The organism is Bacillus sp. JJ675, assembly GCF_036963165.1.
Classification (GTDB): Bacteria; Bacillota; Bacilli; order Bacillales; family Bacillaceae; genus Bacillus; species Bacillus glycinifermentans.
The window spans coordinates 1-15,057 of sequence record NZ_JBALMR010000113.1 but is presented as its reverse complement, the minus strand read 5'-3'; the positions used below and the strand labels follow the sequence as shown (position 1 = coordinate 15,057).

Genomic DNA, 15,057 nt, shown 5'->3' with positions numbered 1-15,057 from the left:
GTTTTGTCAACGGTCTGAGAAGCCGCCTTTCATGCAAGGCGGCTTCCTTTTTAATCATCATCCCTTAATGTCAGCGGCAGGCGAATCACAAATTTCGTTCCTTTGTTTTTCTCGCTCGTAAGCTCCACTGTTCCTTGATGAAGGGCAACGAGCTGTCTGACGATCGACAGACCGAGCCCGTATTCTCCATAAGGCGTGTTCGTCCGCGACAGATCCGCTTTGTAAAAACGGTCCCAAATGCTTTCGATATCCTTTTCATCAATGCCGATTCCGGTATCCTCTATTTCGATCACCGTTTCCTTGTAGTCTTCCCATCCTCTCAGCCAAACGGTTCCATTCGTTGTGAATTGAATGCTGTTTTTCGTGATGTTGACGAGAATTTGGATCAGCCTGTCATAGTCCGCATGCACCATTACATGCTCCCCCACGTCAAGTATCAGTTTGTCGTTTTTTTCCTCCGCTTGAATCGCCAGCTGTTCTTTGATGATTTCAAATACCTCTATCAGCGGATAATGCAGCTTATTCAGCGTAATCTGGTTGGAGCGGATTTTCTCGTAATCGAGATTTTCGTTGACAAGGCGGATGAGCCGTTTCGTCTCTTCCGTAATCAGCTTCAGGCATTTTTCCTGCTGATTTTCCGGAATGGTCCGGCTGTTCAGCCCTTCCACCAAACCGCTGATCGTCGTGAGTGGCGTCTTTAATTCGTGGGACACATCTGTGATAAACTGCCGTCTCCGTTTCTCAAGCCGGTCGATTTCTTCGCTTGAGCTCTTTAATTTCTGTGCCATGACGTTAAAGTCTGCGCCGAGATCGCCGATTTCGTCCATATTGCGGTTTTCGATATGGATGTTATAGTCGCCCGCCGCCACCTTTTTCGTCGCGTCGCGCAGCTTTTGGATGCGGCCGACGTGGAATTTTGACGTCAGCCAGCTCAAAAGGAAAGCAAGCAGGATGACGCCTGCCGCCGTACACAGCATAAACCGGTTCATTTGGCTGATCATTTCTTCCGTGCCGCTGATCGGAGCCGTAAGCAGGATGCCTCCCTGGAACTCATTGTTGACGAAGTTCGGGAGCGCTACGACCGAGACTTCCTGATTAAAGCGCTGCAGGTCGGTTTTGACGACGACCGGCTTTCCTTCCTTCAGCTCTTTCCACTCTTCATCTTTCAGCAGCAATTTTCGCGGCCGCAAGTGGTCGGGAGTCATCAAGACCTCTTTTTTTGCATTGAAAAGAAAGAAATTGATCTGCCTGCTTTTTAAAATTTCGGCAAAAGGCTTCATGATCGGCTGATCTCCGGGAGGATGCTCTTCCATTTCCCCCATGATGCGGTAGCCGTAGGTTGTCAGCTCGCTGACTTTGCTCTGGTAGGCGAAATCTTTGACAAAGTGCGAAAACACCGCGCCCGTGATCGCGAAAGCCAGAATTAAAATACTGATGTGGCTGGTCAGCAGCTGATAAATATACTTAATCCTCATCAAACTTGTACCCTACTCCCCAAACGGTGTACAGAAAAGGCCGCGAATCGCTGCCGAGCTTTTTTCTCAGCCGTTTAATATGAACGTCAACGGTCCGCTCATCCCCGTAAAATTGGTAGCCCCACACTTGCTCAAGCAGCTGCTCCCTTGAAAAAACCTGTTTCGGGCTTTGCACCATATAATACAATAAATCAAATTCCTTAGGCGTCAGGTTCTTGATTTGTTCACCGTTTAAAAAGACCTCTCTCGTTTTTTTGTTGATTTGAAAGCATTCGGTTTCAAGAATGTCCGGATCAGCGGCGGCCGCTTGCTGCTCTGTGCTTTGATACCGTCTGCTGACCGCTTTGATTCTGGCCACGAGCGCCAGCGGGCTGAACGGCTTCGTCACATAATCGTCGGCGCCGAGTTCAAAGCCGAGCACCTGGTCAGATTCCGTATCCTTTGCCGTCAGCATAATAATCGGTACGGTGCTTTCTTCCCTGACCTTTTTGCAGATCGTGACGCCGTCCATTGACGGCAGCATCAAATCGATGATCAGCAAATCCCACTTGTCCGATTTAAATCGGTTATATCCCTCAAGTCCGTCATGGACGAATTCCGTCTCAAATCCTTCTTTCGCAAAAAACATTTCCGTCATTGTACATACGCTTAGATTATCTTCGATCATTAATATTTTCATGTAAATGCGCCTCCGCTAGACAACGTTAGATTCATTTTACACACGGCTCTCCTATTTCTCAATTCCTTGGCAAACATTTAAAAGACCGGCAACAGTTTGGTCATAATTTTTTCATAAGTACTGACTAATATGAAATCAGTAAGGCAAAAGTCCTGACGTTTTAATTTAAGTGATTCATAAACATATCAATATGGAGGAATAAATGATCATGAATTTTTTCAAACGCGCCTTTTGGAGCATGAAAGCGAAGAAAGGAAAAACACTGTTACAATTATTTGTCTTTACGATGATTTGCGTTTTGGTGCTTACGGGGCTTACGATCCAGTCAGCCGCCACAAAATCGGGCGAACTGGCAAGAGAACAGCTGGGGGGCAGCGTTACCCTGAAGGTTGACAGGGAAAAAATGATGCAAAAACAACAGAAGTCAGGGGAAAAACAACGATTTGAATCGACTCCGGTTTCCGTCAAATCAGCTAAAAAACTCGCAAGCCTTGACCATGTCAAAAGCTATAATTTCATCTCATCAACGTCTGCTTTAGCGGAAAATTTCGATCCGATTGAAACTGGCAGCAGCGATTCTGATTCATCTGATGCAAACAGCGGCCAGCAGTCTGCCGGGCCTGGCGGCAATGGGCAGGGCGGGCAAAAGATGATGCAGGCCGATGTATCGATCGAAGGTGTTACAAGCACATCTTTAGTCGACGATTTTTCTGACGGCACATCAAAAATCACGAAAGGGCGCGCTTTAACGAATGATGACGTGAATAAAAAAGTCGCCGTGATCGAAAAAAACCTTGCCGAAGAAAACGATTTGACAGTCGGGGACACGATCAAAGTCAAAGCAAGTACGGACGAAAACACAACGATCAAATTGAAAATCGTAGGAATTTACAAAACGACGGCTTCAGGTGACAACCAGGCGCAAAACTTCTCGTTTTTGAATCCGTACAACAAGATCTACACGCCGTATACAGCCGCATCGGCTTTAAAAGGAGACAACTATAAAAACGCGATTGACGAAGCCGTTTACAACATGGACGACGCTTCCAATATCGACTCTTTCATTGCGGCTGCCAAGAAAACAGGCATCGATTTGGACACATTCACATTGGATGCAAACGATCAATTATATCAGCAGATGGTCGGTCCTATCGAAAACGTAGCTTCATTCTCTAAAAATGTCGTCTATCTCGTCACGATTGCAGGAGCGGTGATACTCGGTTTGATCGTCATGATGTCGATCAGAGAAAGAAAGTATGAAATGGGCGTCTTAATGGCGATCGGCGAGAAACGCTGGAAGCTGATCGGCCAATTTTTGACCGAAATCTTGATGATCGCAAGTATAGCAGTCGCCCTCTCGGCATTGACCGGCAATTTTATCGCGGGTCAAATCGGGAATCAGCTCCTGGCCCAGCAGCTTGAGCAATCGTCGGACACCCAGACTGCAAGCGGAATGACCGGCCCCGGCAGCGGTATGCCGGGCGGTGGCGGCTTATTCGGCCAAAGCCCGGCTCAAGCCGAAGCCATTGACCAGCTCAACATTCAAGTATCGATCGGAGATTTAATGGCGCTTGGCGGCATCGGCCTACTCATCGCCGTATTCGCAACATTGCTGCCATCGATATCCGTTTTGCGGTTCCATCCGAAAACGATTTTAACAAAACAAGAATAGAAGGAAGGGAACATCATGGACAATATTTTAGAATTTAAAGATGTTTGTTATTGGTATAAAAATCAGGATCAGACGCTGTTTGAAAACGTCAATATCGGGTTTAAACAAGGGCGGTTTTACACGATTGTCGGAACTTCCGGTTCCGGCAAAACCACCTTTTTGTCCCTCGCCGGGGGGCTTGATGTTCCGAAAGAAGGAGAAATCCTCTATAAAGGCCGGAGCATTTCTAAGATGGGGCTCACCCATTTCCGCAATCAGCATGTTTCAATCGTATTTCAATCGTACAACCTTCTGCCTTATATGACGGCTCTGCAAAACATCACATCAGCGATGGAGATTACGGGATCGCAAATCAAAAACAAAGATCAATACGCATTGGACATGCTTGAGAAAGTCGGCATCAGCGAAGAAAAGGCGCGGCAAAAAGTGCTGACGCTGAGCGGCGGCCAGCAGCAGCGGGTGTCGATTATCCGCGCATTCTGCTGTGACTCCGATTTGATCGTTGCCGATGAACCGACGGGAAATCTGGATGAAGACACATCAAAAGACATCGTTAAGCTGTTTCAACACCTGGCCCAGCAAGAAAACAAATGCGTGATCATGGTCACCCATGACGAACAAATTGCCAAGGTGTCAGACGTCAACATCAGACTATCAAGAGGCAGTTTCACGGTCAAAGAGCGAAAAACTGCCGGATAAGAGCCGCGGCCGCATGTTCCTTGACTGCGGTTACCTGCATATACCCGCTTTCTTCGTTTATGAACGGCGGCGTCCTCAAGTGACGCCGCCGCTTTTTTTATGCGGCAAAGGCTTCCGCCGCCGCAAGCATGTAATAGGAAAGCCCGGTTTGCTCGTTTTCGAGCACGCTCCGATGAAAATCGTCTTCGACGAAAAAGCGCGCCTGCATCTGAAAATCGGCCGCCGTTATTCCTAAAAAGCCAATGTGCCGTTTGATCGATTCCTGGACTTGCCTGTGATCGTGCTTCAGCCCCGATCTGAGCGCATCTGCCATCCCGCTCATAAACCGGCTCGCTTCCGCGGCCTTTTCATTCATCTCTTCCGCATCGATCGGCTTTTCCGTCAATACATCGTAATCGTACGTCTCCTGCAAATATTGATTCTGCTCCTTTAGCGCATCCTCCCACTCTTCTCTGCTTGAAAATCCTTTAAACATTTGTGATTGATCCATAGCTTCTCCTTTCCGGGTGTGCCTGATCGATTCCTCAAGCGTCTGAATGAGCTGCTGCATTCTTTTCTGCTTTGCAAGAAAAAGCTTTTTTTGCCCGTTCAAAACCTTCAATCGATCAGCATCACCATCCAGCATTTGTTTAATGTCCTTCAGAGGAAATTCCAGCTCCCGATAAAACAAAATCTCCTGAAGCCGCTCCAGCTCTTTCCTTCCATACAGGCGATAGCCGGCTTCCGTCACCTTGCATGGATATAAAAGGCCGATTTTGTGATAATGATACAGCGTTTTGATCGTGACGTTTGCCATTTCCGCCATCTGTTTTACCGAATAGAGCACATGAAATCACCTCGTTTGTTTATGGTAAAGGGTGCCCTAAGGTCAGGGTCAATGCTTTGCGCTTTTTTTATTTTTGCGTTTTTTAGCAAGCGCAATGAGGCAAATCAAAGCCGGCAGAATGATTTGCATCGGCAAATGGACGTATACAGGGACAAAACTGATTCCTTCTTTAATGTGTTCGGAAATGTTGCTGGCAATGGAAGCCGATAAAAGCAAAATGACGATGCCGACCACATGAACGGCTTTTGACGGCTTCTTCAATTTGAATAATGTAGAAAGCCCTTCAGTAACGGCATATATAAAAACACCCATCTTAAAGAATCCGCCAATCACGAGGACAAGCATGAAAAATACATCAAGTCTGTCCAAAAATTCTGCGCCTTGTATCGTTTGGATCGTGCTCAGCAAAGGAAACCGCGAACGTTTATTGAGATCAACGCCGAGCACGCTGATGTTGATGGCTACATTGAGCGCCAAAAGAAAACCGCTGATGGCGATCGCCGACAATCCGGTTTTTTTGACCTTTTTCGGCTCATTGACAAAAGGAAGGATTAATGTCAAGACTATGATTTCGCCAAACGGAAAAAACAATGTTTGCGTAAACACGGCATGCAGGACAGGCCCCGGCCCGTTTCCCAGGACGGGCATTAGTTCATACGGTTTGATCAAACCGGAACTGACAATCAAAATGAAGCCTATTGCAGATATCACAAACATGATCCCAAATAACAGCTCGCATGCACGGGCAAGCACTTCAATCCCCTTTCGCACGGTATAAATGCATACCGCGATTAACATTCCGTTGACAAAAAGGAGCGGTGTGTTCGGATAAGCAGATGTTAACACCATTTCGCCAAAATCCCGCAAAATCCTCGCCGCAATATATGCATAATAAATAATATAGAGAAAAGACACCGCCCAGCCGATCGGTTTTCCGAGAACCTTAAACATCGATTCGTAAGCCGTTGACTTGGGATCGAACTGATAAAAATAATGATGCATCAAAAACAGGACGAGACCGCCGGCAGTCCCGCCCAAAATTGCAATCCAGGCATCCTGTTCAGCAGATTGTCCGGGGATAACCAAAAGAGAACTGCCCAGTTCAAACAAAATGATCAATACGAACAGCTGCTTTGCACTGATTTTTGCCTTCTCCATTTCGCACGCCCTCCTTTTCTTCCCGTCAGCTTCCTTTCAAAGTGCTTGGATTGCTTCTTAACCCGGTTCTCCGGACATACGCGTTTACTGTAATGTCGACATCCAAATCGGGAAAATACTTATCAGCCCACTGGTGTTCGATTTTTCTCCATACCTCCGGGTAGCGTCTGTACACGACATCGCCGAATTGAAGGACATCTGTTTTATGTTGCTGGACAAGCTTGACGGTATCCTGCAATTCCTTTTTTAATTTGTCTGACGCTTTTTTTTCGATTTCATTAAGCATTTTCGGATCGTCCAAAAGAACCGGCACTGTCGTTTCTCCGACATCTCCCTCCATATTGACGTATACGGATATAGCCGGCTGATTATTTTTGAGCTTCGCTTCTACTTTCGTGTTTTGCCGAATGACGTCGAATGTAAGGGAGTCCTTTTTATTCATCAAATCGATCGTAAGATAGGATTGACGCACCTTATTCCGCAGCCATAAGACGCCCCTTGCATTCTGTCCTTCAAGCCAATCGGCAAGTTTTCCTTCCTTAAAAACGGCCAGGCCGTTTGCTTCAATCTGCGCCTCCGGATCGGTAGACTGAATGCTTTCCATCTTAGGCGCTTTCTTCTTGCTGCCGGTCAGCTTAAAAGAGGAAATGACCGGATGCCTCGATTGAGACGTTATGCATTTGAGCACATCCTGAATGCTTGTTTTAAAATGCTCTCCCAATTGCTGTTCTGTAAACTGCAGCGTTTTGTTGATTTTATTTGCCGGGATTTTATCAATCGGCGTCAGGGCTTTGATCAAATCTTTCGCCTTTGCGCCGTGGGCAATAACGATCGTTGACGTCGTCCGAAAATTCGTGTCGCGGTCGAGTATATCGAGTATTTTGACGAGGCCCTCGTCTTTCGCCAGATCTTCATCAACAACAACGAGATTTGTATGGGAATAATACAGTTCCCTCGAAATTCTAGTTGAAGCATGGCGGCTGATTTCGGTCAAATTGTTGCCGGGCACAGTGATTGTTGTAATGGGGGGCCGGTCCCCTCCTTGGCCGCCTTGGAGACCGCCCGTCACGCTGATCGGATTGACAACCTGAAACGTCGCTTCATACTTTGTGTTTTCTCCCTTATCAACCCCGAGGGCGGAGATGAGCGCCAGGTCTGTCAGCTCTCTTTTGTCCCAGCATCCTTGAAGAAGGAAAACAGCTGTCACTATCAGCAACATTTTAATGCTGCGTTTCATTTCCATCACCCTTTGGCTGCTTTGCCTTCATGCTCCGGTCATCCGGAGGCTCCGGTTTTTGATCGTTCCCTTGACGGAGCTTATTGTCGTTGCCAAGCAGTTCCGGCCTTTTCTCATGCGTCCACCAGGGCGTCCGGAAAATCGCGTCTCCCCAATTTTTAGGAATAAACGGCGCAAACGGCGTCATATAAGGAACACCGAAGGAACGAATGCTGCTTAAATGGACAAACATGAAGATCAATCCGAGAATAATGCCGTAAAACCCTGTCGCCGCCGCGGCTATTATGAATAAAAAGCGAATCATCCGGGCGGAAATGGCCATTGCAAACGCCGGCGTCGCAAAGCTGGATATTGCCGTAATCGCCACGACAATGACCATTGCAGGGGAGACGATTCCGGCCTGCACCGCCGCCTGTCCGATGACGATGGCGCCGACGATCGACACAGCAGAGCCGATCGCCTTCGGAAGCCGGATGCCCGCTTCGCGCAATATTTCAAAGGAAATTTCCATGATCAAAGCCTCCACAACGGCCGGAAACGGAACGATTTCGCGCTGGGCGGCAATGACGATCAAGAGCTCCGTCGGAATCATCTCCTGGTGAAACGTCGTAGCTCCTACATAAACGGCGGGAGCGATCAACGATATAAAGAAACTGAGAACGCGTAAAAATCGGATAAATGTCGCAATATCAAAACGGGAATAGTAATCTTCGACAGATTGAAAAAACTGAATGAATACCGCGGGAACGAGCAAAACGAACGGCGTTCCGTCAACAAAAATCGCGATCCTTCCCTCAAGCAGATTCCCCGCGACCATATCAGGCCGTTCGGTGTGATAAATCGTCGGAAATGTCGTGAATGGGACATCCTCGATCATCTGTTCGATATAGCCCGATTCAAGGATGCTGTCCATTTCAATTCCTTCGAGCCTTTTTTTGACTTCTTTCACCGTTTTTTCATTGCAGATCCCGTTGATGTACATGATCGCAACGTCGGTTTTCGTTACGCTCCCCATGTTCATTTTTTCGACCCAGAGGTTTGGATTTTTGATGATTTTTCTGACAAGCGATATGTTTGTATCAAGCGATTCGATAAACCCTTCGCGCGACCCGCGAAACGCCCGCTGGTTTTCAGGCTCGTTGATGGAGCGCTTTTCTCCCCCTTTTGTACTGGCGATTATCGCGCTCTGGGTTCGATCCACAAAAATGACGGTATCCCCGGCCATCAGCGAATTGAGTACCGCGGAAAAGCTCGTTTTCTGCTTTACACCGCCCAGTGAAACGGAGTCGGCGGAAATACAATTGATGACTTCCTGTCCTGTCTCTTTTTCATTTAGTTTCTCGGAGTTCGTAATTGATTCAATGAGAAATTCATGAATCGTCTTTTCATCCGCAATACCCCCCACATAAACAATCGCCGTCTCTATTTTCGATTCGGCGCCGGTCTTCAGCCTGCGGATCACGATATCTGAGCTGTTTCCCGTTAATTCTTTTATAAGATTAAGATTGTCAGCAAGTGAATAACGGACATCGCCTGCAACATGGTCGTTTTCCGGCGTTTTGTCCCCGTTCATAAGAGATTCACGTTTTTGTTTCGCTTGATAACGGCCTTTAAAAAAGAATGGCATGGCTGACAGAATCCCCTTTTCTCTTGTTTTTCGTATTTTTCCTAACAACAGATCATTTATACCCGCTTAAGTGTATAGCGCTTCGTAAAAACAGAGAAAATAACGTGGAACGGAGAGTGGTGTTTATGAAAGTCATCGGGATCGGGGTTTTGCTGTTCATCTGCTTAATGACGTTTTCCATCGTGCTCGATTTTTATCAGGGGATGACGCTGCATGAGGCGGTGGTTAATAATATGTCGTTTACCACTTTGGAATTGGGGGAATATGTGATCATTCTTTTCTATTTTTTGATTCTTGTAGCAGCAGCGATTTTGAACGGCAGAAAAAAGAAAAAAAGGACATAAAAAAACGGGCTCCCTTCGTAAAGGGAGCCTTGTTTTTCATACGACTATGTTTCCTTTTACGACATCTGTCTGATGACTGTGAATCGTCCCTTTCACAACCGTGTTTCCGATAATTCCCGATTGTGTTGAGGCATCGGTTTGGATGGCTGTGATTCCGTCTGCCGAACGGCTGTGGATGGTATTGTTCATGATGAGGGATCCTGTTGACTGGCTGATGTAGAGGATGATGGCCGGCCTTTCCTCTCTGATGAGGGAAACGGTATTGCCGATGAATTCATGCGTTCCAAGCGTCATATAAATCGTCACAACAAGAGGAGAATCTTTAATCATATTGCCGAATATTTTCGTTTCCTTTTCCGTCGAGCAATAGATCGCAAAATTTTTAAAACCGGTGATGATGTTATTCTGAATGACGGCGGAAGCCCGGTCTGTGACCGATAATGAATAGGATTCCGGCACGATTTGAAACGAGGCCGGTGAAATGAAATTGCCTTCGATAACCGCGTTCCCCTGTGAGATCCAGACCCCTCTCGAAAACAATTTGATGACGTTTTGTTTCAATTGCACGTCTTCGCCCGAGCTTCTTACCGCAAGAATGACGTTAGTAATAGTGTTATTGGAAAAGGTGATGCGGTCTGACTGAGTGACGCTGAAGCCGACGCTTTTCTTTTTTTCCGTCACGCCGTTTTCGATGTCATTTCCTTCAATGAAAACCTGTGATGCCGCATAAACCGAGATCCCCGCATTTTCAAAATCGGTTATCTTATTGCCTGAGACAAGAACGTTTTTGCCGCGGATATCCATGCCCGTCGAAAAGCCGGTGATCAAATTTCCTTTAATCACAGCATCACGGTCTTCCCCCAAAGTATCTGTTCCCAGTCCGGCAATGCCCGTTTTCGGCCGCGCAGCATCCTGATTGTTTTCCAAAATGTTGCCGGCAATGATCGTCTTGGCCCCGTATCCATAGGAAATGGTGCCGTCCGCGTGGTTTCCTTCTATTACCACAGAGGCTCCGTTAAAATTGGCGATCGCGCTGTTTACATTGCCTTTGAAGACGTTATTTCGAATGGTGACATTGACGGGTTTTTCATAGACGACAGATCCTTCACTGTAACCTTCGATATCGATGCCGAACCGCGGGGCCGTGCCGTTTCCTGTCCCTGCATCCTCAATGTTGCACCCTTCAACCAGTACGCCGTCACAGCCCGTGATCGAGATGTTGTTCCTGCGGGAGCGGCTGATGTTGCAATTCCGCACCGTCACGTCCATTGAAGGTTTGTAGCCTTGACCGCCGGCGCTGATGATGATGCCGTCACCGGTAAAATCGGCTAGTCTCACGTTTTCGATCAGCACATGTGACGCTCCCTCGACACAGATGCCGAACCCCCACTCATGCGTCGGCCTCGGTGTTGGCGTATAAGTGTGCTCATCCCTGTCTCCGATGATTGCGCCTCCGGATATTTTGACGTTCGATTCACCGCCTATATAAAAGACAGAATATCCCCATGAACCGTTTGGCTTGACCTGCATAACCGCTTCGGCATCCATCTGAATTGCAATGCCGCTTGGTACATTGATTCCAGCGTTTCGAAACGGGAATGCAGAATCTCCGTTTTGCGTCGCATCAATCAAGTATGTTCCATTCGGTATCCATACTGTATGGATGCCCATAGACTTCGCCCATTTCAGACATTCGTTGATTGCGTTTGTGCAATCTGTCCTGCCGTCACCGACAGCGCCGAATTTTGTCACATCGGCGACCGCCATTGTCATTTCCTCGGCTTGCCGTTCTGGCACAGTATATTCAGCCTCCTTTTGAAAAATCTTCTATTCTCTCATATATATGCCGCTCTATTAACTTTCGCTTGTACAAAAAATAGATAAAATTTTATTAAAAAATCTTTATATCAAATGCTCCCCGAAAATCTTTTTTCTCACCTTATGTAAAGCGCTTTACCAATGGGGTCTTTTTCCCTATTCAATAGATAAATCAATTTGAGGTGTATTGACACGATCATTATATAAGAATATGATTTTTATAATAAGCTCAAAAATGAAGGAGTATTGCGAATGTCTAATCATCAAAATGAAATTATTCAAAACATTCCGCAAAAGGGGTTTTTTGGACATCCCCGCGGGCTCTTCACTCTATTTTTCACTGAATTTTGGGAGCGTTTCTCATACTACGGGATGAGAGCGATCCTTATCTATTATTTGTATACACAAGTGTCCAAAGGCGGCCTCGGCTTTGACGAAAGCACGGCAAACTCGATTATGGCCGTTTACGGCTCCCTCGTCTATATGTCGGGAATCATCGGCGGCTGGATCGCGGACAGGCTCCTCGGCACGGCAAGAACCGTATTTTACGGCGGCGTGTTCATTATGTTCGGACATATTCTTTTGTCGTTCCCTGGCAGCGTCCCCGCTTTCTTCGCCAGCATGTTTTTGATCATCATTGGGACAGGCCTTTTAAAGCCGAACGTATCAAGCGTTGTCGGCGACCTGTACAGCTCTGAAGATAACCGCCGCGATTCAGGCTTCAGCATCTTCTACATGGGGATCAACCTCGGCGGATTCCTTGCGCCGATTATCGTCGGCACAGTCGGCCAGACGTACAACTATCATCTCGGATTCAGCCTTGCCGCCGTCGGAATGTTTATCGGACTTGTCACATACGTGCTGACGAGAAAGAAAAACCTCGGACAAGCAGGTCAAGCCGTTCCGAATCCGCTGACGCCGGCTGAACGGAAAAAAGTATTCGTGCGCCTCGGCCTCGGTGTTTTACTCATCGCCATCATCGCCGCTTTTTTCATTATGAAAGGCCTTTTGACGATCAACGTGTTTACGATGCTTGTCAGCATTCTCGGCATCCTGATTCCTTTGGCTTATTTCATCGTAATGTTTTGCAGCTCAAAAACGACAAGTGACGAAAAATCCCGTCTTATCGCTTATATTCCGCTGTTTATCGCATCGATGATGTTCTGGGCGATTCAGGAGCAGGGCGCCAATATCTTGGCAACGTATGCAGACAAACGGACTCATTTAGAATTTATGGGCCTGCAATTGCAATCATCATGGTTTCAATCGTTAAACCCGCTGTTTATCGTCGTGCTCGCGCCGGTATTCGCGTGGCTCTGGATGCGTCTCGGCAACCGCCAGCCGTCGACTCCGACGAAATTTTCGCTCGGGCTGATTCTGGCCGGCTTGTCATTCATCGTCATGATTTTCCCTGCCTACATTAACGGCACCCAATCGCTTGCTAATCCAATGTGGCTCGTACTGAGCTTTTTGATTGTCGTGCTCGGGGAATTATGCCTCTCCCCAGTCGGCTTATCTGCAACTTCAAAGCTTGCTCCTGCTGCTTTCTCCGCGCAGACGATGAGCCTCTGGTTTTTGTCAAATGCTTCGGCACAAGCCATCAATGCACAGATCGTAAAGTATTACAATACAAACACTGAAATCGCCTATTTCGGAACGATCGGCGGAGTAGCTATCGTATTGGGATTGATTTTATTTATGCTCTCTCCAAAAATTCAAAAATTTATGAAAGGCGTTCGTTAATCGAACACCCGGCAGCCTGTCTATAAGACAGGCTGCTTTTTTTAGAGGATTCGCTTTTGGTTTATCGAATAATTGAATATCAATTTGGAAATGGAGGCTGAAACAATGGAAATCACTGCAACGGCAAAATCCGGATTTACCGGAGTCGGCTTTACAAAAACCGTCACATTCGAAGAAGCCCATGCAAAAAAGCTGCACGCGTCATTTTGCAATTGAAGAAGTGTTATCGGCAAATAATCGGCGTGAAGGATGACAGGGGAATGTGGGCGATTTCGAAACATTTCGGCGAAGAACAATTCGATTTCTTCATTTTGATGGAAACAGACGGCCTGCCTGAAGTTCTTCCGGCGGGAATGATCAGCTTTCAGGTTCCTCCACTGACATATGCGCATGCCAGGCACCCGCAGGATGAAAACCCGGAAGCAACTTATCGAAACGTCTATCAGTGGATTAAAGCAAACGGCTTTCAATTAAGCGACAAAGCTTTCACACACATGGAGTTTTATCCGATAGACCAGGATCTAAGCGCACCCGAACTTGATATATACGTTCCAATCATTCGCTCTCCGCAGTGAATCTGGACAAAGTTATTTGGAATTCCAGTATGCGGACTATAGAATTCTCCATCTGCATTGGATTAACCCGCTTCTTCTTTAACAAAAATTAACATTCCTTTAATTTTCAACTTACATATATTTGCTATGATAAATTCCAATAAAAAGGAGGGTGTCATATGAAATATACTTTATCCCATGGAGCGGGCTTCCTCAAACAAAGGCAGCCGCCGGCTTAATCGTGTATGATCTTGAGGGAAAGCAGCTTGCCTCCTATCCATTCGGTCAATTAAACAATGTTGACCTTCGCTACAATTTCCCGCTGGGAGACAGGACGGTCGATATTGTCGGAGCATCCAACAGATCAGCCGGAAAAAACACGATCGAAATATACGCGTTCAACGGCGCTAAAGCCGAGCTGACATCGATCGTCAATCCGAAAAAGCCGATTAAAACGGCCATCAATGAAGTCTACGGATTCAGCTTATACCACAGCCAGAAAACCGGAAAGTTCTATGCGATGGTGACGGGAAAGGACGGCGAATTTGAACAGTATGAGCTGTCGGACAACGGAAAAGGACAAGTCGAGGGCAAAAAGGTGCGGGCATTTCAAATGGGCTCGCAAACAGAAGGACTTGCAACAGATGACGAATACGGCAACTTGTACATCGCTGAGGAGGATGTCGCGATTTGGGCATTCAGCGCCGAACCGAACGGCGGCAAATACGGAAAGGTCATCGATCGGGCTGACGGAAGGCATCTGACCGCAGACATTGAAGGGCTGACCATTTATTACGGTGCAGACGGTACGGGGTATTTGCTCGCATCAAGCCAGGGCGATAACAGATACGCCATCTATGACCGCCAGGGAGATCACAAATATATCGGCGCGTTTACAATCGCAGACGGCAAAGCCATTGACGGGACAAGCGATACGGATGGAATCGACGTTCTCGGCTTCGGACTCGGCAAGAAATATCCGTACGGGATCTTTGTTGCCCAAGACGGCGAAAATACCGAAAACGGCGCGTTAAAGAACCAAAATTTCAAAATCGTCTCTTGGGAAAAGATCGGGGCAGCCTTGGATTCTTTACCTGCTCTGAAAGATCAGGTAAATCCCCGCAGCCTGAAAAACCGCGCAGAATAAGCGAGAAAAATCCGGAGAATCTGATCTGCACCCTGTCAAGTAGACAGTGGAAATAACTCAAACACACTAGACGGCTTT

12 protein-coding genes and 1 pseudogene are annotated in these 15,057 nt (G+C 47.0%); 6 read left to right on the top strand and 7 right to left on the bottom strand.

Annotation, left to right across the window (positions count from 1 at the left end):
* Positions 1 to 50: 50 nt before the first annotated feature.
* Complete coding sequence (locus V7126_RS23130) at positions 51 to 1,475, bottom strand: sensor histidine kinase (RefSeq protein WP_046131080.1); 1,425 nt, start codon at positions 1,473 to 1,475, stop codon at positions 51 to 53.
* Positions 1,465 to 2,154, bottom strand: coding sequence for a response regulator transcription factor (locus V7126_RS23125; protein ID WP_046131081.1), 690 nt, complete (start codon positions 2,152 to 2,154; stop codon positions 1,465 to 1,467). The genes V7126_RS23130 and V7126_RS23125 overlap by 11 nt, the downstream gene beginning before the upstream one ends.
* A gap of 208 nt (positions 2,155 to 2,362) precedes the next feature.
* On the opposite strand from V7126_RS23125, the gene V7126_RS23120 reads away from it, so the two are divergent.
* Entirely contained in the window at positions 2,363 to 3,826 is a 1,464-nt protein-coding gene (locus V7126_RS23120; protein WP_335499522.1) for an ABC transporter permease, read from the top strand.
* 15 nt (positions 3,827 to 3,841) lie between these two features.
* Complete coding sequence (locus tag V7126_RS23115; protein ID WP_335499519.1) at positions 3,842 to 4,525, top strand: ABC transporter ATP-binding protein; 684 nt, start codon at positions 3,842 to 3,844, stop codon at positions 4,523 to 4,525.
* Between the two features lie 97 nt (positions 4,526 to 4,622).
* On the opposite strand, the gene V7126_RS23110 is transcribed toward V7126_RS23115, so the two are convergent.
* The 4 genes from V7126_RS23110 to V7126_RS23095 are packed head-to-tail and all read right to left on the bottom strand — an operon-like array spanning position 4,623 to position 9,373.
* Positions 4,623 to 5,351 carry a MerR family transcriptional regulator gene (locus V7126_RS23110; protein WP_335499516.1) on the bottom strand — a complete coding sequence of 243 codons (729 nt, stop codon included), beginning with the start codon at positions 5,349 to 5,351 and terminating at the stop codon, positions 4,623 to 4,625.
* Positions 5,352 to 5,399: 48 nt separating this feature from the next.
* A complete protein-coding gene (locus V7126_RS23105; protein WP_335499513.1) occupies positions 5,400 to 6,509 on the bottom strand; it encodes a GerAB/ArcD/ProY family transporter in 1,110 nt (369 codons plus the stop codon).
* Positions 6,510 to 6,534: 25 nt separating this feature from the next.
* Positions 6,535 to 7,746 carry a Ger(x)C family spore germination protein gene (locus tag V7126_RS23100; protein ID WP_335499510.1) on the bottom strand — a complete coding sequence of 404 codons (1,212 nt, stop codon included), beginning with the start codon at positions 7,744 to 7,746 and terminating at the stop codon, positions 6,535 to 6,537.
* Positions 7,730 to 9,373, bottom strand: coding sequence for a spore germination protein (locus V7126_RS23095; RefSeq protein ID WP_438823822.1), 1,644 nt, complete (start codon positions 9,371 to 9,373; stop codon positions 7,730 to 7,732). Before V7126_RS23095 ends, V7126_RS23100 begins: the two co-directional genes overlap by 17 nt.
* 104 nt (positions 9,374 to 9,477) lie before the next feature.
* On the opposite strand from V7126_RS23095, the gene V7126_RS23090 reads away from it, so the two are divergent.
* A complete protein-coding gene (locus V7126_RS23090; RefSeq protein WP_231947422.1) occupies positions 9,478 to 9,717 on the top strand; it encodes a hypothetical protein in 240 nt (79 codons plus the stop codon).
* Positions 9,718 to 9,753: 36 nt separating this feature from the next.
* On the opposite strand, the gene V7126_RS23085 is transcribed toward V7126_RS23090, so the two are convergent.
* Positions 9,754 to 11,490: a right-handed parallel beta-helix repeat-containing protein gene (locus V7126_RS23085; RefSeq protein WP_046131093.1), complete on the bottom strand. Its 1,737-nt coding sequence runs from the start codon at positions 11,488 to 11,490 to the stop codon at positions 9,754 to 9,756.
* Positions 11,491 to 11,787: 297 nt separating this feature from the next.
* Between V7126_RS23085 and V7126_RS23080 the strand changes: the two genes are divergently transcribed.
* From V7126_RS23080 to V7126_RS23070, 3 genes and pseudogenes are all read left to right on the top strand, one after another.
* Complete coding sequence (locus V7126_RS23080) at positions 11,788 to 13,278, top strand: peptide MFS transporter (protein WP_335499507.1); 1,491 nt, start codon at positions 11,788 to 11,790, stop codon at positions 13,276 to 13,278.
* 242 nt (positions 13,279 to 13,520) lie between these two features.
* Positions 13,521 to 13,853: a GyrI-like domain-containing protein gene (locus V7126_RS23075; RefSeq protein ID WP_438823823.1), complete on the top strand. Its 333-nt coding sequence runs from the start codon at positions 13,521 to 13,523 to the stop codon at positions 13,851 to 13,853.
* 181 nt (positions 13,854 to 14,034) lie between these two features.
* A pseudogene (locus V7126_RS23070) lies at positions 14,035 to 14,979 on the top strand (phytase); the annotation flags it as partial.
* Between the last annotated feature and the right edge of the window lie 78 nt (positions 14,980 to 15,057).

Bases quoted from the DNA above. Each gene is read 5' to 3' on its own strand.
- V7126_RS23125 (WP_046131081.1), bottom strand. From the start codon at position 2,154: ATGAAAATATTAATGATCGAAGATAATCTAAGCGTATGTACAATGACG.
- V7126_RS23120 (WP_335499522.1), top strand. From the start codon at position 2,363: ATGAATTTTTTCAAACGCGCCTTTTGGAGCATGAAAGCGAAGAAAGGA.
- V7126_RS23100 (WP_335499510.1), bottom strand. From the start codon at position 7,746: ATGAAACGCAGCATTAAAATGTTGCTGATAGTGACAGCTGTTTTCCTT.
- V7126_RS23130 (WP_046131080.1), bottom strand. From the start codon at position 1,475: ATGAGGATTAAGTATATTTATCAGCTGCTGACCAGCCACATCAGTATT.
- V7126_RS23105 (WP_335499513.1), bottom strand. From the start codon at position 6,509: ATGGAGAAGGCAAAAATCAGTGCAAAGCAGCTGTTCGTATTGATCATT.
- V7126_RS23095 (WP_438823822.1), bottom strand. From the start codon at position 9,373: ATGCCATTCTTTTTTAAAGGCCGTTATCAAGCGAAACAAAAACGTGAA.
- V7126_RS23085 (WP_046131093.1), bottom strand. From the start codon at position 11,490: ATGACAATGGCGGTCGCCGATGTGACAAAATTCGGCGCTGTCGGTGAC.
- V7126_RS23115 (WP_335499519.1), top strand. From the start codon at position 3,842: ATGGACAATATTTTAGAATTTAAAGATGTTTGTTATTGGTATAAAAAT.
- V7126_RS23080 (WP_335499507.1), top strand. From the start codon at position 11,788: ATGTCTAATCATCAAAATGAAATTATTCAAAACATTCCGCAAAAGGGG.